Here is an 18,487-nt window from a genome sequence, read left to right as displayed (position 1 = left end):
AGCAGCGAAATTCAGGTATCATTCCTGTCCAATTTGCAATAATTTGACGAGGTTGGAATGTCATTGCGCACAAAATTCATGCTGGCTTTGTTGTTGACCGGATTGGCGGCGGTCGCGGTGGTGGGCGGCCTGGCCTACACCGGCATGACCCGCAAAGTGGATCTGATCCGGCGCGAGCAGGCGATGGAACATTTCTACTCGACCGCCACCGCCTATCTGCAAAAGTACGGCAGCTGGCAGGCCAGCCCCGGCAAGGAAGGTTTCGACGAATTCATGCAGTCGCGCGAGCGTTCCGGCCCGCCGCCGTTGTCGGACGGCGCGCAAGGCGAGGACCGCCGTCCACCGCCGCCGGAAGGCGATCATGGCCCGCAGGGAGACGAGCGCCGCCCGCCGAGGGACGACCGTGGCCCGCAGGGCGAAGAGCGCGGTCCGGGTGAGGAGGGACGCGGCCCGCCGCAGGGCGAGGGCGAACGCCGTCCACGCGGCGGCCGTCGTGGCGAGCCGCCGTACCGCTTCATCCTGGCCGACCAGGATTTCAAGGTGGTGCTGGGGGGCGGCGTCTATCGTCATGGCGAAGCGCTGCCGGAAGCGGCGCGCAAGGATGCGCGTGCGGTCACCGTCGATGGCCGCACGGTGGCTTACGTTTCACCGGAGGGCGTCATCACGCCGAGCAAGCAGGAACTGCAATATCTAGATGCCATGCGCGATGCGCTGTGGTTCGGCGTCAGCGGCGCGGCGGTGCTGGCCGTGGCGCTTGGCCTGCTGCTGAGCCGAGGCCTTGGCCGCACGCTGGGCCACCTGACCAAGGCGGTGCGCGCCATGCACGGCGGCTCGCTGCTGCAGCGCGTGCCGGTCGAGGGCAAGGACGAAGTGGCCGAACTGGCCGCCGCCTTCAACGACATGAGCGAAAAGCTGGCGCGCTCGCATCAGGAGCTGCAGGAGTCGCACCAGACCATCCTGCTGCAAGCGGAGCAGATGCGCGAACTCAGTGTGCGCGACGCGCTGACCAAGCTGCACAACCGCCGCCATTTCGACGAGCAGGCTTCCACCCTGTTCAGCCACGCGGTGCGCCATAAACGCCCGCTGGCGATGGTGATCGGCGATATCGATTTCTTCAAGAAGATCAACGACAACTTCTCGCACGCCACCGGCGACGCGGTGCTGCGCCAGGTCGGCGAGATCCTGCGCAGCCATATGCGCCTGAGCGATCTGGTGGCGCGCTACGGCGGCGAGGAATTCGTGATCGCCTTCCCGGAGACCGAGCTGCCGCAAGCGGCCGCGCTGTGCGACAAGCTGCGCGGGATTATCGAGTCCTTCCCGTGGCACCAGGTGCACCCGGAGTTGAAGGTCACGATGAGCATGGGCGTCTACGCCGATCTCGCGGCCGGCACGGCGGAAGCCATGCTGCAAAAGGCCGATGCGCTGCTGTACCGCGCCAAGGAGACTGGCCGCAACCGCGTCTGCTTCGCGGCCTGATTCGCTGTTCTAATTAAGCTTTGCGGTCTAGCCAGCGGCCGCCGAACATGGTGCACACCAGCGCAGCGACGATCAGCGCGATGCCGGCCCATTGCCAGCCGGTGATGATGTCACCCAGTGCCACCATGCCCGAAGTAATGCCGATCACCGGCACGCCAAGGCTGAACGGCGCCACACGGTTGACCGGGTGGCGCTTCAGCAGCCGAGTCCACATCGCGTAGCCGACGATGGTGGACATCCAGCCGATGTAGGCCACCGCAATCCACGCGGCGAACGGCGCGTCGACCCACTGCCAGCGCGTGGCAGGATCGTCAAACGCCAATGACAGCAGCACGAACGGAATAATCGGCACCGCGCCGCACCACACGATAAAGCTGATCACGTCGAATTCCGGGGTCGCCTTCTGCGCGCGCCGCACCACGATGTTCGACACGGCCCACATGGCGGCGCCGGCCAGGCATAGCGCAAAGCCGGCAGGCGTGATGTCGGCCGAATGCGCCGCCTGCAGCGAGCTCACGCCGAAGCACAGCAGGCCCACCGCCGCCAGCGACAGGCCGGCCAGCAGCGCGCGGCTGGTGTGCTCCTTCAACAGCATGAAGCCGAAAATGGCGGTGAAGAAGACCTGCGTCTGCAGGATGACGGAGGCCAGCGAGGCGGACATGCCGACTTTCAGCGACAGGAACAACAGGCCGAACTGGCCCACGCCCTGGCTCAGGCCATACGCAATCACCCATTTCGGCGCCAGCTTGGGCGGCTTGACGAACAGGATCAGCGGCAGGATGGCAAACACATAGCGCGCCGCACCCATCTGGAACGGCGTCAGGCTTTGCAGGCCGACTTTCATGGCGACGAAGTTGGTGCCCCAGATGATGACGACCAGCAGGGCGGAGAGCAGGTCACGCGTGGAAAAGGAGGACGATGAGTTCATCGTCCTATCTTAGCTTACGTCGCGCAGGATTGCTTCGCTGTGGACGATAATCTTCACGGCGTCCGCTTGCAGCAGGCGGATGCGGCGTTGGACCAGCGGCCAGCCCGACCAAGGCACTTGCGCCGCCGCTGCCGCCGCAGCTGCCTGCGCGTTCAAGGTGGACGCCGACATCAGCGCATCCTCGCCCGCTTCGGCCGCATGCGGATCGAGCGCGTGTTCGAGGATTTGCACTACTTGATCGTGACTCTCGGCCAGCATGGCATTCACCTGCGCTGCCGGCAGTTCCTTCACATGGCGCCGCAGGATGGCGCGCAGCGCCGCCACGTGTGCCATCAGCAGGTAGTTCTGCACGATGAACAGGTTGATGTCCTCCACCGCGCGCTGCTTGCTGGCCGGCTCGTCGAGCATACGCATCAGCGCGGAGCTGAGCGCGGCCAGTGAATCCATCAGGCGTTTGCGTTCGATGCGGTAGGCGAAATCGTCCTTGCCTTTGCCTTGCAGCAGATCGAAGCTGGCCTGCATGTAGCGCAGGTTCACATCCAGCACGCCGCGCACCAGGCGCGGCAAGGTCTGGTATTCCCAGTTCGCCAGCACGAAGCTGAACGCGGTCGCCACCGCCGCGCCGACGATGGTGTCGATCAGCCGTTCCATGATGAGGTTTTCGTTGCCCGGTGCGATCAGATACATCTGCAGCAGAATCATCACGCTGACTGCCACCGCTGCATAACGGTAGCGCAGGTAGACGAAGGTCGGCATGGCCACGGTCGACAGCACCAGCGCGCCGAGGATGACGGACGGGTAGTTGAGGAACTTGAGGATCAGCGCCGTGATGACGCAGCCGATCACAGTGCCGACGATGCGGTCGCGCCGGCGCTGCTTGGTCATGCTGAACGACGGCTTCAGGATAATCACGATGGTCAGCACGATCCAGTAGCTGTGCGCCGCGTACGGCAGCCACGCGCCGATCAGCAGGCCGACCGAGATCGCCATCGCCACCCGCAGCGCAAAGCGGAAGATCGGCGAATCCATGCGCAGGTGCGACAGCACCATGCGCAACTCGTACTTCTGCTGCGACAGGAACGGCCCCATGTCGGCGTCGGCCCAGAACGGCGTGCTGTCGTAGGCCTTCTGGCTGGCCTGATGCAGCTCGCCGATCATTTTGATGATGGCGCGGATCTTGTTGCGTTGCGCGCGCAGTACGGCCAGCGCTTCCTGCTGCGGCTTGCCTTCTTCGATGCGCTGCTGGATCGCGGCCAGTTCGGCTTCGATGGCGTCCAGCTCCGGCTCGTAGGTAATCTCGGGGTAGGAGGCCTTCTTGCGCGTGACGTCGTAGGCCACCGATTCGATATCGCGCGCCGCCTTGTAGGCCAGGTCGTGCAGCGTTTTCAGCACCGGCGAATCGGCCAGGTGCACACGCAGTTGCGCGTAGTCGGTGTGAGTGGACAGGATCAGCTCATACAAATCCAGCATGCAGACGTGGACCTGCACCACGATCGCGTCCTTGGCGTTGTTATGCGAACGCAGGATCAAATCGCGTGAAGCTTGCTGGCGATCGGCCAGCTGGCTTTGATGGCGGATCAGCTTATTGAATTGTTCGGTGAGGTTGTAGCGCGTGTCGTAGAAGTCGGCCTTGATGTCGATGTAGGCGGCCAGCTCGAACAGCGCTTCCGCCAGCACCTGCTGCTTGATGCGGTGGCGCAGTATCCACGAAATGCCCATCGCATACGCGAGATATGCCACCGCACCCAGCGTGAACAAGCCGGTATGGATGAAGGACTCGTACGCCGTCATCGAATGTTCCATCGACATGGTCATGATGAACAGCGTGGCCAGTTGCAGCGGCATGGACTTGCGGCCGTAGACCACCATCATGCAGGCGCCGAAGCTGATCAGCACCAGCATGGTCATGAGCAGCCAGTGATACGGCGCGCATAGGCTGATCAGCAGCGTGACGGCGCTGCACAGCAGCACCGAGGCGCTCATCTCGTTGAACTTGTGGCGCAGTGGGCTGGGCATGTCCATCAGCGCGGTGCAGAGCGCGCCGATGCACACCGTCATGGCGATGGCCATGTCGGCAAATTGAAGGGTAATCAGCGTCACGCCCACCAGGCCGGCGGCGAAACGCAAGCCAAGATAAAAGTAATGGCTATAGAAGAAGGTGCGCAGATTGAGTGCGTAATGCATGGCTATGGCCTTGTGGGCAGCTTGCATGCGCACCGCAGGATCGCCACGGTGCGCATGTTGAGTAACGCGAGGGACTAACTTTTAGAAGACAGACAGCACCGGGTAGCGGCGCCATTCAGGTTCTTCGTGGCGCTTGCCGTTGGCGAAGATGAAACCGAGCACCGCCTCCTGGTTCGACAGCAGCGCCGGATTGGCGGCCTTCCATGCTTCGAACTTCGCTTTCAGTTCAGGCTCGGTTTGCAGCATCTCCAGCGCCAGGTCTTCAAACACGTAATCCGAGAAGTTCTCTTTTTTCTCCAGCACGCTGTTGAAGAAGCCCCAGCGGAAGAAGGAGTCGTGGCCTTGCGGTTCCAGCGTTTCGACGGCGTAGCGGGCGTTGGCCTGCTTGAGCGGGATGAAGTAGTCGCCCGGCTGCACGGTGAAGCTGCCGGTGCGCGCTTCCAGCTGCACCTCGTCGTGGTACATATGGCCTTCGTAGGCGGTCGGGCGCGAGGTCACGGAAGCGATATGGTAGTACTGTGCTTCCACGGTGGAGGCTTCGTCGAAGCGGGCCATGTCGACGCCGTTCCACTGCAGGCGTTCGATGGCTTCGCGCCACGCTTGCGGCACGATGTAGCCTTTCGGCGCGCGCACGGTGGCTGCCGGCACGAAGCTGTTGTAGTAGGCGATGTCCTTTTCCCACGGCTTGCTGCGGTCGTAGGACAGGCGCTGGTAGTCGCCCAGCAGCGACGGGCTGCGTTTCGCTTCGTAGCCTTTGAAGCGGAAGGTCGACGGATTGGTTTCGTCCATCTTCCATGCCACGGTCCACTCGGTGGCGCTGGCGGCTTGCTCACGTGCTTCGGCGCGCAGCTGCTTGATTTGCTCGCCGTGCGCGATGGTGAAGGCCATCGTCACGTCCAGCAACGCGCGCATCGAATCGTAGCGATCCTTGAACGGCTTGAGCATGTGCGTTTCCGGCATGAAGCCGATCACGTGGTGCAAGGCGGCGAAGCCGGTCGAGAAGCGCGGCACTTCGAGGAATTCGGCGATGCCGTCGTCCGGCGTGTCCTGCACCGGGTTGACGTAAGGGCAGGTCGGCCAGCCCTTGGCTTCCATCTCCTTGTAGATATGCGGCAGCATGGTCTCGCGCAGGAAGGGACCGAGGCCGTAGCCCAGCTTGTCCGCCTGCGTGTGGATCAGGGTCATGGTGTACGGATAGTCGGCGCCGTTGGAGGTGTGGGTATCGACCATCACGTCCGGATCCCAGCTGGTCAGCAGCTGGTTGAACAGGCGGGCGTTGAGCGTATCGCACTTGACGAAGTCGCGGTTCAGGTCGAGGTGGCGGCTGTTGCCACGGAAGCCGAACTGCTCCGGGCCGTCCTGGTTCACGCGCGAAGTGTTGGCGCGGTTCAGCGCGCCGTCGACGTTGTACAGCGGGACGAACAGCAGCACGGTCTTGCCCAGCGCGGCCAGCTTGGCCGGATCGAAGCACAGGTCGCGCACGATGGCCATGCAGGCGTCCACGCCTTCGGGTTCGCCGGGGTGGATGCCGTTGTTGTTGAAGAAGACGGTGCGGCCCTCGGCCTTGATTTGCGCGCGGTCGTGTACGCCGTCGGCGCTCACCACGCCGGCATGCACCGGGATGCCGGCGTCGGAGGTGCCGATCTGTTCAAACCGCAGCACCTGCGGGAAGCGCTGCGCCAGTGCTTCGTAGAAGGCGATGCATGCGCTCCACGTGGTGGTCTGGTTTTGATTGCCTTTTTCGTAAGGCGTCGGCATCTCTGGGTGCATGGTCGTCTGGATCTCAGGGGATGTTGTAGGGAGGTTGAGCTGGATAAGCCCGGCAGAATTGTATCATCGTGCCCGTTTTTTGAGCGCCCGCAGACCGGTTGCTGCGTTGCCTCAAGGCAAATTGAAGGCGGAGATGTTTTACTGGACCGGTGTTCATCAACCGGGAGAGCGGCATGCGATATGGCTTGCGGGCGGTGGTGGTGGTGGCGGCGCTGGCGCTGGCTTGCCGCTGGGGCGTGGCGCAGATCGGGCCGCGCTATGTGATCGAACTGCCCGGCCAGGGCGGCGGCACGGCGGGCATGGCGCAGGGGAAGGTGCAATTGGCGGGCCAGGGGCTGGCGCTGATCCGCTTCCAGGGTTTGAGCGTGCTGGCGGTGGATGCCGACGGCGAGGCTTACAGCCGCGAGGCGGCGGCAGGCTGGCCGGCGGCCGACGTGCTGCTGGTGCTGCCGCCCGCCGCCGGCCGCTACGATGGACTGGCGCCGTTGCAGGCGCTGCGCAGCGGCGCGCCGGTGATTGTGGCCGAGCGCGAGGATGGCGGTGCGGCGGAGCTCGTACAGCCAGCGGCACGGCAGCCGGCGCAGGCTGGTGCGGCGCAGCTCTATCCGATGCAGGTGTGGAACACGCTCGAACTGCGCAAGCAAAATACGCGGCTGCGGGTGACGGCGATGGCGGGCGCGCCGGGAACGCGCGGCGTAGCCGGTTTCATGCTGGAGCTGGGCAACAGCCGCTCCTCGTATCGGGTGTACGTCAGTTGCAGGGAGGATGAGGTGGCGACGCTGGCGCAGCGGCTCCCGGGCGCGGACCTGGCCTTGCTGCCGGCACCTGGTGCGCCGCGCTTGCTGGCGCTGCGTCGCGGCGCAGCGGAGGTGGGCATGCCAGCCGCGTTGACGGCAGCCGGCTATGCCTTCACGGCGATCAAGCGCTGATTACTTTTTGGCGGTGGTTTCCACCCAGGCGGCGTAGGTGTCGATGAACTTCTTGAGGAACTGCCTGGTGCCGTCGTTGTTGATCTTGCCGTCCGGGCCGAGCAGGTTGGCGGCGCCGCCGATATAGGCTTCCGGCTGCTGCAGCAGCGGCATGTCGAGGAACACCATCGACTGGCGCAGGTGATGATTAGCGCCGAAACCGCCGGTCGCACCGGGCGACACGCTGACGATGGCGGCCGGCTTGCCGCTCCACACGCTGGCGCCGTAGGGACGCGACCCAACGTCGATGGCGTTCTTCAGTGCTGCCGGGGTGGAACGGTTGTATTCAGGCGTAAAGAACAGCACGCCGTCCACGTCCTTGATGCGCTGGCGGAACTGGGTCCACGCCTGCGGCGCCACGGCGCCGTTTTCTTCCAGGTCCTGGTTGTAGATGGCCAGCTCGCCGATCTCGACGATCTCGAACGTCAGCGACGGCGGCGCCAGCGCAATGACTTCGTGGGCGAACTTCCGGTTCATCGAATCCTTGCGCAAGCTGCCGATCACAACGGCGATTTTCTTCGCGGGCATGACATCTCCTTCGGGCTGGTTGAGGGAACCGCTAATGTAACCTATCCAAAGAAAAAGCCACGCCGCATTTCTGCGGCGTGGCTTCTGGCTGAAGAGGGAGACGCTTATTCGGCGTTCATTTCTTTCAGCAGGTTGTCGGCGTGGTCGACGTGTTTCATGTTCCACAGGATGTAGCGCAGGTCGACCTGGATGTCGCGGGTCATCGCCTTGTTGAAGTCCCAGTCGGAGATGATGGAGTCGAGCGTGCCGTCAAACGCCAGGCCGATCCATTCGCCCTTGCTGTTCAGCGCGGCTGAGCCGGAGTTGCCGCCGGTGATGTCCAGCGTCGCCAGGTAGGCCACCGGTACCGACTTCAGCACAGGATCGACATACTTGCCGAAGTCCTTGGCCTTGATCGCTTTCAGCTGCGCGGCCGGGGCGTTGAATTCGCCTTCGCCGGTGGCTTTGGCGGCCACGCCTTCCACGGTGGTGAAGGCCTTCCACGAGGTGCCGTCGGCGCCCTTGTCGCGGCCGGCGATCTTGCCGAAGGTCACGCGCAGGGTGCTGTTCGCGTCAGGATAAACCGCCTGGCCCTTGCTGTTCATGTAGGCGATCTTGGCCTTCATGTAGTTGCCGTAGGCTTGCTGCAGCTTGCCGCCCAGTTCTTCCTCTTCGGCTTCCGCTTTCAGGTCCGGCTCGTACAGTGCCACGGCGGCCTTGATGAAGGCGTCGTCGCTGGCCTTGAAGTCTTCCGGCTTGCGCTCCAGCCATGCCTTGCGCTCGGCGGCGTCGCCCAGCTTGCTGCCGGCGTACAGCTTGTCCAGTGCCGCTTGCAGCTCGGCCTTGCCCATGCCGTCCTTGATGCCGACCACGGCGTCAAATGCGGCGTTGCGCTCTGCCGCTGGCTGCGCTGCGTACTTGGCCAGGCTGTTCAGCACCAGCGCCTTGTCGACCTTCTCGTCGTAGTTGCGCACCAGCGCATCCACCGCCGATTTGATGCGCGGCACATCGCGCTGCTGGTAGCCCGACTTGCGTTCGGCGTCCGGCTTGGTGTTTTCATTGGCCAGGCGGTACAGCGTGCGTGCGGTGTTCAGCAGGCGCGGCTTGGACGAGCCGAAGTTGTAGTCGCGCTTGTATTCGGCGTCGCGCTGGGCGATCAGCTTTTCCACCGCTTCGATATCGCCGGCGTACTCGGCCTTGCGCTTGGCGTCGGCGTTGATCCACGTTTTCAGCGCTTCGTGCTCGGCCGATTTACGCTTGAGCATATCGCTGCCGGCGTAGGAATCCAGCATGCCCTGGCGGTTCTTGTAGTAGTTGTTGATGTTGGCCACTTGCGACGCATATTTCAGCGCGGTGTCCTTGTTGTCCTTGGTGGTGTCGGCAATGATGGCCAGGTTTTCAGCCGAGGACTTCACGAATGCCGGATAGCTCCAGTCGAAGGTGAACGCCACTTCCGATGGCAGGCGGTGGCGGTTGGTGCGGCCAGGGTAGCCCAGCACCATGATGAAGTCGCCCTCCTTGCTGCCTTCCTTGGCCAGCTTCAGGTAGTGCTGCGGCACGTAAGGCACGTTGTCCTTGCTGTAGTCGGCGGCCTTGCCGTCCTTGCTGACGTAGGCGCGGTAGAAGCCATAGTCGCCGGTGTGGCGCGGCCACATCCAGTTGTCGGTGTCGCCGCCGAACTTGCCCACGCCTTCAGGCGGCGCGTGCACCAGGCGCACGTCGCGGATTTCCAGTTGCTTGATCAGGTAGAACTCCAGGCCGCCGTAGTAGGACGACACGGTGCAGCGGTGGCCCGCATCCTTCTCGCATTCGGTCTGCAGCGCCTTCTGGTTTTTTTCGATGGCGTCGCTGCGGGCTTTGCCGCTCAGCTTGGCCACGGCCGGCGTGATGATCTGCTTGCTCACATCGGTCACGGCCTTGGTGACGAAGATGCGGCTGCCCGGTGCGGCCGGCAGTTCCTCGCCGAAGTTATGCGCGAGGAAGCCATTGGCCAGCAGGTTGCGTTCCGGCGTCGAGTTGTGCGCCACGCTGCCGTACACGCAGTGGTGGTTGGTGGCGACCAGGCCTTGCGGCGACACGAAGGAAGCCGAGCAGCCGCCCAGGCTGACGATGGCGCCCATCGGGAATTCGGTCAGTTTGGTCAGGGTGGCGGGATCCAGTTTCAGGCCGGCGGCTTTCAGTTGCTTGGCTACTTGTGGCAGCTGCTGCGGCATCCACATGCCTTCGTCGGCTTGGGCTGCGGTGCTCAGGATGGCGAGCACGAGGAGGGATTTTTTCATTGTTAGTCCAGGTAGATTGTGGCGAGCAAAGTATCGTCAGACCTTACGTAAACGTCAACCGGTATTTGATGGGAAATAGGTGGAAACAAACAGCGCCACTGCGGAGCGCACCAGCTTTTCCTGTTGCTCGGGCGAGACGGCGGCCTCGCTGTAGCCGGCGATCAGGTAGAAGTGGCCCAGCACGCATAGGTTGATGAACTGGATTGCCGCCAGTGTCGAGTCCTCGAACCGGCCTTTGCCGCTGGCTTTCAGCGCTTCCAGGCATTGTATGACCGGCTTGCGGAACTGCGCGGCCTCGTCCCGCATCAGTTCAGGCAGGCCTTCCACGCGGCTCATCTCGGCTGCCAGCATGCGGATGAAACGCAGGTTGTCCGGCCTGAAGAAGAAGGCGGCGATGGCCAGTCCCAGCTGGTACAGCACCTGCTCCGGCGCTTGCGTGGTGTCGATGGTGAATTGCGCCGCGTAGTCCGGGGTGCGTGCCCGCATCAGCGCCATGAACAGTTCGTTCTTGCTGCCGAAGCGGCGGTAGATGGTCAGCTTGGAGCAGCCGGCGGCAGCGGCGATGCCTTCGATGCTGGCGCCGTCGATGCCGCGCGCAAGGAATTCGTCGCGCGCCGCTTCAAGGATGCGGACGGCGAGTTCTTTGGAAGCGTCGAGGGTGGGGCGGCCGGCAGCGGCAATCTGTGGAGCGGTCATGATGGAATTATGTCATAAGCAAAACTGTTTTAATTCGTTCCCAGCCTGATAACACCCAGCTAATGTAACGCAATCGTTACATTAATTATAGGGGATTATCATCGCTATCTTCCTCGCCATTTTCTTCGGCTTCCTGCTGGTTGAAATCGCGCTGGGCCGCACCCGGTTCAAGGGACTGGGCTGGCAGAACCATTTGCTGGACGGGCTGTCGCTGCTGCAGTCGATCGCCGTGATCGGGCCCATCATCTCCATCGGCAGCGCCGCGCTGGCCGGCTGGATCTGGCCGGCAGGCCGCAATGCGCTGGCCGATACGCCGCTGTGGCTGCAATTCATCGCCTTCCTGCTGCTGGATGATCTGGTGCAGTACTGGTGGCACCGTTCGGCACATACCTTCAAGGCGATGTGGCCGCTGCACCGCGTGCATCACGCGGCGCCGTACATGGGCATCAAGATCTGGCTGCGCAACAGCTTGTTTTACTACCTGCTGATGCCTAACCTGTGGCTGAGCGGCGCGCTGATCTTCGTCGGCTTCGGCAAGGTGTACGTGGCCTACCACCTGCTGAAAATCGTCGTGACGGCGGCTGCGCACAGCGAGCTGCGCTGGGACAGCTTCCTGTATCGCCACGCGTGGCTGCATCCGCTGGCGTGGGTAATTGAACGCACCATCTCCACGCCCGCCACTCACTTCGCGCACCACGCGCTGCACGACAACGACGGCATCGGCCACTACAAGGGCAACTTCAGCAACCTGCTGTTCCTGTGGGATGTGCTGTTCGGCACGGCCGTCATCACGCGCCGCTATCCGCCGGCTTTCGGGCTGGAAGAGGACTACGAGCACGGCACCGAGAAGTGGTACGTGCAATGGCTGTACCCGATTTTCCGCACCAGCCGGGGCAAACAGCCGGCACAAGTCAACTTGAACGATAAGGAGATTCAACATGAACCACGTGCCGCGCAATAGTGCGCTGCTGACTGGTGCGCTGGCGGTTGCCATCGCGCCTGCCGCCGATGCGGTCAACCAGGCCGCACCGGCCAAGCCGGCCAGCAACAAGTCCGAACAGGGCGCGCCGAACGTGCTGTGGATTCTGCTGGACGATGTGGGCTACGGCGCCAGTTCGGCCTTCGGCGGTCTGGTCGATACGCCCAACCTCGATGCGCTGGCGGCGCAAGGCCTGCGCTATACCAACTTCCACACCACGGCGATCAGCTCGCCAACGCGCGCGGCGCTGCTGACCGGCCGCAACCACCACAGCGTGGGTGTCGGCCTGTTCCCGGAAACCGCGACCGACGCGCCGGGCTACAATGCGCGCATCCCGGCCAGCAAGGCGACGGTGGCGGAAATCCTCAAGGACAAGGGCTACAACACTTTCGCGGTTGGCAAATGGCACCTCGCGCCGGTGGAAGAGGCCGGCCCGAAAGGTCCGTTCAACCGCTGGCCGACCGGCAAGGGCTTCGAGCAGTACTACGGCTTCCTGTACGGCGAGACCGACCAGTGGCACCCGCAGCTGGTGGAAGGCACCAAGTCGCTGGATGATGATCCGCAAGGCCGCCATCTCAACGAACTGCTGACCGACAAGGCCATCCAGTACGTCAGCCGCCAGAAGATCGAGCACCCTAACCAGCCGTTCTTCCTGTACTACGCGCCGGGCGCCACGCACGCGCCGCACCAGGTGGCCAAGGAGTGGATCGACAAGTACAAGGGCAAGTTCGACGCGGGCTGGGATGCGTATCGCGAAACCGCGTTCGCCAACCAGAAGAAGCTGGGCCTGATTCCACAGAACACCGTGCTGCCGGCTCGCAATCCAGGCGTGAAGGCGTGGGCTTCGCTGAGCGCGGACGAGAAGCGTCTGTACGCGCGCTACTTTGAAACCTATGCCGGCTTCCTCAGCTACACCGATGCGGAGATCGGCCGCCTGATCAACCAGCTCAAGCAGAGCGGGCAGTTCGACAACACCATCATCGCGGTGGTCATCGGCGACAACGGCGCCAGCAAGGAAGGTACGGACAACGGTACCACCAACGGCCTGGCCGCTGTGCTGTATCCGAACGCGGATATCTCGCAGCAGCTGAAGAACATCGACAAGATCGGCACCGACTATTCGTCGCCGAACTATCCGCTGGGCTGGGCGCAGGCGACCAACGTGCCGTTCAAGCAGTGGAAGCAGGATGCCAACTCGGAAGGCGGCACGCGCAATCCTCTGATCCTGTCTTATCCGCGCGGCATCCAGCAGAAGGGCGGCCTGCGCACGCAGTACGGCCATGTGATCGATTTGCTGCCGACCACGCTGGAGCTGGCGAAGGTAGACGCGCCGGCGCAAGTGAACGGCGTCAAGCAGGACAAGATCGAAGGCACCAGCCTGGCGTATTCGGTGGCGAATGCCAGCGCGCCGTCGCGCCATGTGACGCAGTACTACGAAATCAACGGCTCCCGCGCCATCTACAGCAACGGCTGGAAAGCCGGCACGCTGCACAAGGTCGGCACGGCGTTCGATAAAGATACGTGGGAGCTGTACGACCTGAATGCCGATCCGACCGAAGTCAACGACCTGGCCGCCAAGCATCCGGAAAAACTGAAGGAGCTGAAAGCGCTGTTTGACAGCGAAGGCAAGAAGTACAACGTGTTCCCGCTGAAGGACACCTTGTTCAAGGACTTCGCCAGCAGCCACAGCGCCTACAAAGGACAGGAAGTAGTGGAGTTGAAACCTGACGTCGGCCACCTGTTCCCGCTGACCGCGCCGGTCATCAACAGCACCTACTTCCGCTTGACGGCGGAGGTGGAGATTCCTGCCAACGGCGCGGAAGGCGTGCTGGTGGCGAATGGCGGACGCTTCGGCGGTTCCAGCCTGTTCGTCCAGGATGGCAAGCTGTACTACGCGCAAACCAATGGCTTTGAAGCGGCGCTGATTGCGTCGGAGGAAGCGATCAAGCCGGGCAAGACCAAGCTGACCGTGGAGTTCAGCCCCAACCTGTGGAGCGGCGCCGATATCACGCTGTATCAGGATGGCAAGCGCATCGGCAAGGGCACGGCGCCGGTGAAATTCGGCATCGCCTACTTCGCCTACGATGAAGGCTTTGACGTCGGCCGTGACCAGCAAACGCCGGTCAGCGAGAAGTACAAAGTGCCGTACAACTTCACCGGCAAGCTGGACAAGATCACCATCGACTACAAGGCGCCGCTGGGCAGCCGCGTGGTCAGCAGCATCAACAGGCAAGTGGTGAGCACGCTGGTCGCGTTCAAGAAATGAGTGGTCTCCACCTGATGGCCAAGCCGGCCGGGCCCTTGTGCAATCTGGATTGCAGCTACTGCTTCTATCTTGAGAAGGAGCAGCTGTATCCGGCGCGCAATCGCTTCCTGATGAGTGAGGACGTGCTGCGTGCGTACATCGCGCAGAGCATCGCGAACGAGCCGGGGCCGGAAGTGCTGTTCACCTGGCAGGGCGGCGAACCGATGCTGCGTGGTCTGGCGTTCTACCAGCGCGCAGTGGAAATCCAGCAGGAGCTGGCCAATGGCAAGCGCATCAGCAATTCGCTGCAAACCAACGGCACGCTGCTGGACGACGAATGGTGCGCTTTCCTGGCCGGCGCTGGCTTCATGGTGGGGATCAGTCTGGATGGACCGCGCGAACTGCACGACGCAGATCGCGTCGACAAGCAGGGCCGGCCGACGTTTGATGCGGTGATGCGCGGCATTGCCTTGCTGCGGCAATACCGCATCGAATTCAATGTGCTGGTGACGGTGACCAGCCGCACGGCCAAACAGCCACTGGAGCTGTACCACTTCCTCAAGCGCGAGGGCGTGACGCACGTGCAGTTCAATCCGGTGGTGGAGCGCTTGCCGGACCGCGCCGAGCACGCCATCAGCCTGACGTTTGCCAAGCCGGGGCAGGTCAGCCAGTCACGGCCGATACTGGCGATGGCGCCGCAAAGCGTGGGCCGCGAAGAGTATGGCGATTTCCTGATCGCCATCTTCAACGAGTGGGTGCGGCATGACGTGGGCAAGGTCTACGTGATGAATTTCGAGTGGGCGCTGGCCTCGTTCCTGGGCTTGCCGTCGACGGTGTGCCTGTTCTCGGAGAATTGCGGCAAAGCGCTGATCGTTGAGCACAATGGCGACGTGTACTCCTGCGATCACTTCGCGTACCCGGAACACTTGCTGGGGAATTTGAATCAGGTGGAGGTGGGCGCGCTGGCGACGTCGGCGCAGCAGCAGGCGTTTGGCGAGGCCAAATCCGGCACGCTGCCGGATGAATGCAGGCAGTGCCCGTATTTATTCGCCTGCCACGGCGAGTGCCCGAAGAACCGCTTCGCGCACGCGCCGAACGGCGAGGCTGGCCTGAACTACCTGTGCCCGAGCTACAAGAAATACTTCAAGCACATCACCCAGTACATGAACGCGATGGGCAAGCTGATCAGCCACGGCCAGCCGGCGTCGCTGATCATGGAGGCCTTCAAAGGCCCCCTTGCGGTACAACTTAGTCAGCCTTGATGGCTTCGATCTGGATCGCCAGTTTCACTTCCGGCGAGAAGTTCGGCAGGCCGTAGTTCAGACCGAAGTCGCTGCGCTTGAACTCGGCGGTGGCGTCGGCGCCGCACACTTCACGCTTCAGGCGCGGGTGGATGATGCACTTGAATTTGTTCACTTTCAGCGCCACCGGCTTGGTCACGCCCAGCATGGTCAGCTCGCCGTCCACCGCCACCAGCTTGTCGCCCTCAAACTTGAACGATTTGCTGGTGTAGGTGATGGTCGGGAATTTTTCCACGTTGAACATGTCCGCGCCCTTGGCGTGGGTGTTCATTTTGTCGAAGCCAAAGTCGATCGAGGCCGGATCGATTTTAATGTCCAGCGCGCCGGTCTTGGCGGCCGCATCCAGAGTCACGGTGCCGCTGGTCTTGTCGAACTTGCCGCGCCATACCGACAGGCCCATGTGATCGGCCTCGAAGCTCGGGTAGGTGTGCGTCGGGTCGATGTTGTAGGTGGCGGCAATGGCGGACGTGGCCGAAGCGGCCAGCAGCGTAGCGATCAGGATTTGTGCTTTCATCGTGGAGGTCTCCCTTGGTGGTTTATTGAGCTACTACGTGGAACTTGATGGTGACGTCGTCGGCCACCATGCTGGTGTCTTTCCATTCGCCTTCGCCGATGTTGTAGGCCAGGCGCTTGATCGGCAGCGCGCCTTCAAACACCTGGTTCTTGCCGTCGGCTTTGACGGTCAGCGGGAAGGTGACGTCGGCGGCCTTGCCCTTGATGGTCAGCTTGCCGGTCACGGTCAGCTTGCCGGCGCCGGCTGGCTTGATCGAGGACGAGACGAAGGTGGCTTTCGGGAATTGCGCGGCGTTGAACCATTCTTTCTTGGCGACTTCCTTGTTGTAGTCGGCGTCGCCCAGGTCCATGCTGGCGGTTTCCACTTCGACCGTGGCCTTGGCGGTTTCCGGCTTGGCCGCGTCGTAGTCGATGTTGGCGGTGAATTTCTTGAATTTGGCGTCGATCGGCACGTTCATTTGCTTGAAGGTGGCGGTCACGGTGCTCTTGGCCGGATCGGTTTTCAGGGCGGCGGCGCTGGCGGCAAAGGCCACGCCAAGCATCGAGACGAGGGCGATTTTTTTAAAGGTGTTCATGTGTCAGGCTCCAATGTGAGTGGGATTACAGCGGCAGCATGCGTTTCAGCGTGACGTCGCGGTCGATAAAGTGGTGCTTCAGTGCGGCCAGGGCGTGGGCGACTACTGCGGCTGCCATCGTCATGGTCAAAACATAATGAACAGTTTTTAAAGTTGCCTTAAGTTCAGGATCCGGAGCGATCACGGCTGGCATTTGCCACAGGCCCAGGTAGACCACCGGCACGCCGGCGGCGTACGAGTACAGGTAGCCCGAAATCGGCACCGCGAAGATCAGCAGGTACAGCAGCACGTGCATGCCGTCGGCGATCTTGTGCTGCCACGCCGGGATCGACGCCAGCGGTGGTGGCGGGCGGTTGGCCTTGCGCCACAGGATGCGGATCACGGCCAGGAACAGCACGGTGACGCCCATCCATTTGTGCCAGGAGAAGTATTTGAGCTTGGTCGGCGAGAAGCCGGGGATGGCGACCATCGACAGCCCGAGGAAGAAGGTGGCAATGATGAGCAAGGCGACTAGCCAATGCAGCAACATGGCGATTTTGGTATAGCGTGGCATATGCGGCTCCGAAGAAATAGTACGTGTTAGGACTAAATATACCAAACAATTCGCAAGCGTGCTGGCGACGGGCGAAAAAAAGCCCCGGGACGCAGGCGTCGTCGGGGCTAGTTTAAGCTAGATTGCTTTTCTACATCAGATGGCTTTTGCCAGAGCTGCGGCGATGCCGGTGTAGTTGGCCGGGGTCATGGCCAGCATCAGGTCCTTGGCTTCCTGCGGCACGGCCAGGCCGTTGATGAACTCTTGCAGCGCGACTTTGGAGATGCCTTTGCCACGGGTCAGCTCTTTCAGCTGCTCGTACGGGTTCTCGATGCCGTAGCGGCGCATCACGGTCTGCACTGGCTCGGCCAGCACTTCCCAGTTGGCGTCCAGGTCGGCTTCCAGGCGGGCCGGGTTCACTTCCAGCTTGTTCAGGCCGCGCAGGCAGCTGTCGTAAGCCAGCAGGGTGTAGCCGAAGCCGACGCCGATGTTGCGCAGCACGGTCGAATCGGTCAGGTCGCGTTGCAGGCGCGAGACCGGCAGTTTTTCCGACAGGTGCTTCAGCACGGCGTTAGCCAGGCCCAGGTTGCCTTCCGAGTTTTCGAAGTCGATCGGGTTGACCTTGTGCGGCATGGTCGACGAACCGATTTCGCCGGCTTTCAGTTTCTGCTTGAAGTAGCCCAGCGAGACGTAGCTCCAGATGTCGCGGTTCAGGTCCAGCAGGATGGTGTTGGCGCGCGCGAAGGCGTCGAACAGTTCTGCCATGTAGTCGTGCGGTTCGATCTGGATGGTGTATGGGTTGAACACCAGGCCCAGGCGCTGCTCGATTACGGCTTTGGAGAACGCCGGCCAGTCGAACGCTGGGTAGGCCGACAGGTGGGCGTTGTAGTTGCCGACCGCGCCGTTCATCTTGCCCAGGATTTCCACCTGTTCGATGCGCTTGATGGCGCGCTGCAGACGGGCCACGACGTTGGCCATTTCCTTGCCCAGGGTGGTCGGGCTGGCGGTCTGGCCGTGGGTGCGCGACAGCATCGGCAGTTCGGCGTTGGCGTGGGCGATCTCGGTCAGCTTGGCGATCACGTTGCGCAGCGATGGCAGCATGACGTTGTCGCGCGCGGCCTTGAGCATCATGCCGTGCGAGGTGTTGTTGATGTCTTCCGAGGTGCAGGCGAAGTGGATGAACTCCGACGCGGCCACCAGTTCCGGCACATCCTTGACTTGCTCCTTCAGCCAGTATTCCACGGCCTTGACGTCGTGGTTGGTGACGGCTTCGATTTCCTTGATGCGGGCCGCATCTTTTTCGGTGAATTCGTTGGCGATCTTGTCCAGCAGGGCGTTGCCTGCGGCCGAGAACGGCTTGATTTCCGCGAAACCGGCCAGCGACAGCGCTTGCAGCCAGGAGATTTCTACTTTGACGCGGTGGTGCATGAAGCCGGATTCGGACAGGATAGGACGCAGCAGATCGGTTTTACCAGCGTAGCGGCCGTCCAGCGGCGACAGGGCCGACAGCGTGGAGTAAGGAGTAGTGGTCATG

At 62.5% G+C, this 18,487-nt stretch carries 15 protein-coding genes; 5 read left to right on the top strand and 10 right to left on the bottom strand.

Annotated features, from left to right (window positions below; genetic code table 11):
• The first annotated feature begins 57 nt into the window (after nucleotides 1–57).
• Complete coding sequence (locus BMZ70_RS17755) at nucleotides 58–1,476, top strand: sensor domain-containing diguanylate cyclase (RefSeq protein WP_092277178.1); 1,419 nt, start codon at nucleotides 58–60, stop codon at nucleotides 1,474–1,476.
• Between the two features lie 13 nt (nucleotides 1,477–1,489).
• On the opposite strand, the gene BMZ70_RS17750 is transcribed toward BMZ70_RS17755, so the two are convergent.
• From BMZ70_RS17750 to BMZ70_RS17740, 3 genes are all read right to left on the bottom strand, one after another.
• A complete protein-coding gene (locus tag BMZ70_RS17750; RefSeq protein ID WP_092277175.1) occupies nucleotides 1,490–2,404 on the bottom strand; it encodes an EamA family transporter in 915 nt (304 codons plus the stop codon).
• Nucleotides 2,405–2,413: 9 nt separating this feature from the next.
• Nucleotides 2,414–4,588 (bottom strand): FUSC family protein, encoded by a 2,175-nt coding sequence (locus BMZ70_RS17745; protein WP_092277958.1) that lies wholly within the window; start codon nucleotides 4,586–4,588, stop codon nucleotides 2,414–2,416.
• An 81-nt stretch (nucleotides 4,589–4,669) separates the two neighbouring features.
• Nucleotides 4,670–6,358, bottom strand: a complete 1,689-nt coding sequence (locus BMZ70_RS17740) for a M14 family zinc carboxypeptidase (protein WP_092277172.1) — start codon at nucleotides 6,356–6,358, stop codon at nucleotides 4,670–4,672.
• 173 nt (nucleotides 6,359–6,531) lie between these two features.
• On the opposite strand from BMZ70_RS17740, the gene BMZ70_RS17735 reads away from it, so the two are divergent.
• Nucleotides 6,532–7,287 (top strand): hypothetical protein, encoded by a 756-nt coding sequence (locus BMZ70_RS17735; RefSeq protein ID WP_092277956.1) that lies wholly within the window; start codon nucleotides 6,532–6,534, stop codon nucleotides 7,285–7,287.
• Here BMZ70_RS17735 and BMZ70_RS17730 read toward each other — a convergent pair whose 3' ends face one another.
• The 3 genes from BMZ70_RS17730 to BMZ70_RS17720 form a co-directional block, all read right to left on the bottom strand.
• Nucleotides 7,288–7,854, bottom strand: a complete 567-nt coding sequence (locus BMZ70_RS17730) for an NADPH-dependent FMN reductase (RefSeq protein ID WP_092277169.1) — start codon at nucleotides 7,852–7,854, stop codon at nucleotides 7,288–7,290. It abuts the gene before it with no gap.
• A 104-nt stretch (nucleotides 7,855–7,958) separates the two neighbouring features.
• The gene (locus tag BMZ70_RS17725; protein ID WP_092277166.1) at nucleotides 7,959–10,112 is read right to left on the bottom strand and encodes a S46 family peptidase; all 2,154 of its coding nucleotides are present in this window, start codon (nucleotides 10,110–10,112) and stop codon (nucleotides 7,959–7,961) included.
• A 54-nt stretch (nucleotides 10,113–10,166) separates the two neighbouring features.
• Nucleotides 10,167–10,808, bottom strand: a complete 642-nt coding sequence (locus BMZ70_RS17720) for a TetR/AcrR family transcriptional regulator (RefSeq protein WP_092277163.1) — start codon at nucleotides 10,806–10,808, stop codon at nucleotides 10,167–10,169.
• Nucleotides 10,809–11,001: 193 nt separating this feature from the next.
• On the opposite strand from BMZ70_RS17720, the gene BMZ70_RS17715 reads away from it, so the two are divergent.
• The 3 genes from BMZ70_RS17715 to BMZ70_RS17705 are packed head-to-tail and all read left to right on the top strand — an operon-like array spanning nucleotide 11,002 to nucleotide 15,294.
• On the top strand, nucleotides 11,002–11,769 hold the full coding sequence (locus BMZ70_RS17715) for a sterol desaturase family protein (RefSeq protein ID WP_207231493.1): 768 nt from the start codon (nucleotides 11,002–11,004) through the stop codon (nucleotides 11,767–11,769).
• Nucleotides 11,747–14,053: a sulfatase family protein gene (locus tag BMZ70_RS17710; RefSeq protein WP_092277157.1), complete on the top strand. Its 2,307-nt coding sequence runs from the start codon at nucleotides 11,747–11,749 to the stop codon at nucleotides 14,051–14,053. The genes BMZ70_RS17715 and BMZ70_RS17710 overlap by 23 nt, the downstream gene beginning before the upstream one ends.
• Nucleotides 14,050–15,294, top strand: a complete 1,245-nt coding sequence (locus BMZ70_RS17705; RefSeq protein ID WP_092277154.1) for an anaerobic sulfatase maturase — start codon at nucleotides 14,050–14,052, stop codon at nucleotides 15,292–15,294. Before BMZ70_RS17710 ends, BMZ70_RS17705 begins: the two co-directional genes overlap by 4 nt.
• Here BMZ70_RS17705 and BMZ70_RS17700 read toward each other — a convergent pair.
• The 4 genes from BMZ70_RS17700 to purB form a co-directional block, all read right to left on the bottom strand.
• The gene (locus BMZ70_RS17700; protein ID WP_092277151.1) at nucleotides 15,281–15,847 is read right to left on the bottom strand and encodes a YceI family protein; all 567 of its coding nucleotides are present in this window, start codon (nucleotides 15,845–15,847) and stop codon (nucleotides 15,281–15,283) included. The genes BMZ70_RS17705 and BMZ70_RS17700 overlap by 14 nt on opposite strands.
• A 22-nt stretch (nucleotides 15,848–15,869) precedes the next feature.
• Nucleotides 15,870–16,421: a YceI family protein gene (locus BMZ70_RS17695; RefSeq protein ID WP_092277149.1), complete on the bottom strand. Its 552-nt coding sequence runs from the start codon at nucleotides 16,419–16,421 to the stop codon at nucleotides 15,870–15,872.
• Between the two features lie 25 nt (nucleotides 16,422–16,446).
• Nucleotides 16,447–16,974: a cytochrome b gene (locus tag BMZ70_RS17690; protein ID WP_092277146.1), complete on the bottom strand. Its 528-nt coding sequence runs from the start codon at nucleotides 16,972–16,974 to the stop codon at nucleotides 16,447–16,449.
• Nucleotides 16,975–17,109: 135 nt separating this feature from the next.
• Nucleotides 17,110–18,486 carry an adenylosuccinate lyase gene (gene purB, locus BMZ70_RS17685; protein WP_092277143.1) on the bottom strand — a complete coding sequence of 459 codons (1,377 nt, stop codon included), beginning with the start codon at nucleotides 18,484–18,486 and terminating at the stop codon, nucleotides 17,110–17,112.
• Between the last annotated feature and the right edge of the window lies 1 nt (nucleotide 18,487).

It is taken from the genome of Duganella sp. CF402, assembly GCF_900109645.1.
Taxonomy (GTDB): Bacteria; Pseudomonadota; Gammaproteobacteria; order Burkholderiales; family Burkholderiaceae_D; genus Rugamonas.
This window is presented reverse-complemented; position numbering and strand designations above follow the sequence as displayed.

Bases quoted from the DNA above. Each gene is read 5' to 3' on its own strand.
- BMZ70_RS17755 (WP_092277178.1), top strand. From the start codon at position 58: ATGTCATTGCGCACAAAATTCATGCTGGCTTTGTTGTTGACCGGATTG.
- BMZ70_RS17750 (WP_092277175.1), bottom strand. From the start codon at position 2,404: ATGAACTCATCGTCCTCCTTTTCCACGCGTGACCTGCTCTCCGCCCTG.
- BMZ70_RS17745 (WP_092277958.1), bottom strand. From the start codon at position 4,588: ATGCATTACGCACTCAATCTGCGCACCTTCTTCTATAGCCATTACTTT.
- BMZ70_RS17740 (WP_092277172.1), bottom strand. From the start codon at position 6,358: ATGCACCCAGAGATGCCGACGCCTTACGAAAAAGGCAATCAAAACCAG.
- BMZ70_RS17735 (WP_092277956.1), top strand. From the start codon at position 6,532: ATGCGATATGGCTTGCGGGCGGTGGTGGTGGTGGCGGCGCTGGCGCTG.
- BMZ70_RS17730 (WP_092277169.1), bottom strand. From the start codon at position 7,854: ATGCCCGCGAAGAAAATCGCCGTTGTGATCGGCAGCTTGCGCAAGGAT.
- BMZ70_RS17725 (WP_092277166.1), bottom strand. From the start codon at position 10,112: ATGAAAAAATCCCTCCTCGTGCTCGCCATCCTGAGCACCGCAGCCCAA.
- BMZ70_RS17720 (WP_092277163.1), bottom strand. From the start codon at position 10,808: ATGACCGCTCCACAGATTGCCGCTGCCGGCCGCCCCACCCTCGACGCT.
- BMZ70_RS17710 (WP_092277157.1), top strand. From the start codon at position 11,747: ATGAACCACGTGCCGCGCAATAGTGCGCTGCTGACTGGTGCGCTGGCG.
- BMZ70_RS17705 (WP_092277154.1), top strand. From the start codon at position 14,050: ATGAGTGGTCTCCACCTGATGGCCAAGCCGGCCGGGCCCTTGTGCAAT.
- BMZ70_RS17700 (WP_092277151.1), bottom strand. From the start codon at position 15,847: ATGAAAGCACAAATCCTGATCGCTACGCTGCTGGCCGCTTCGGCCACG.
- BMZ70_RS17695 (WP_092277149.1), bottom strand. From the start codon at position 16,421: ATGAACACCTTTAAAAAAATCGCCCTCGTCTCGATGCTTGGCGTGGCC.
- BMZ70_RS17690 (WP_092277146.1), bottom strand. From the start codon at position 16,974: ATGCCACGCTATACCAAAATCGCCATGTTGCTGCATTGGCTAGTCGCC.
- purB (WP_092277143.1), bottom strand. From the start codon at position 18,486: ATGACCACTACTCCTTACTCCACGCTGTCGGCCCTGTCGCCGCTGGAC.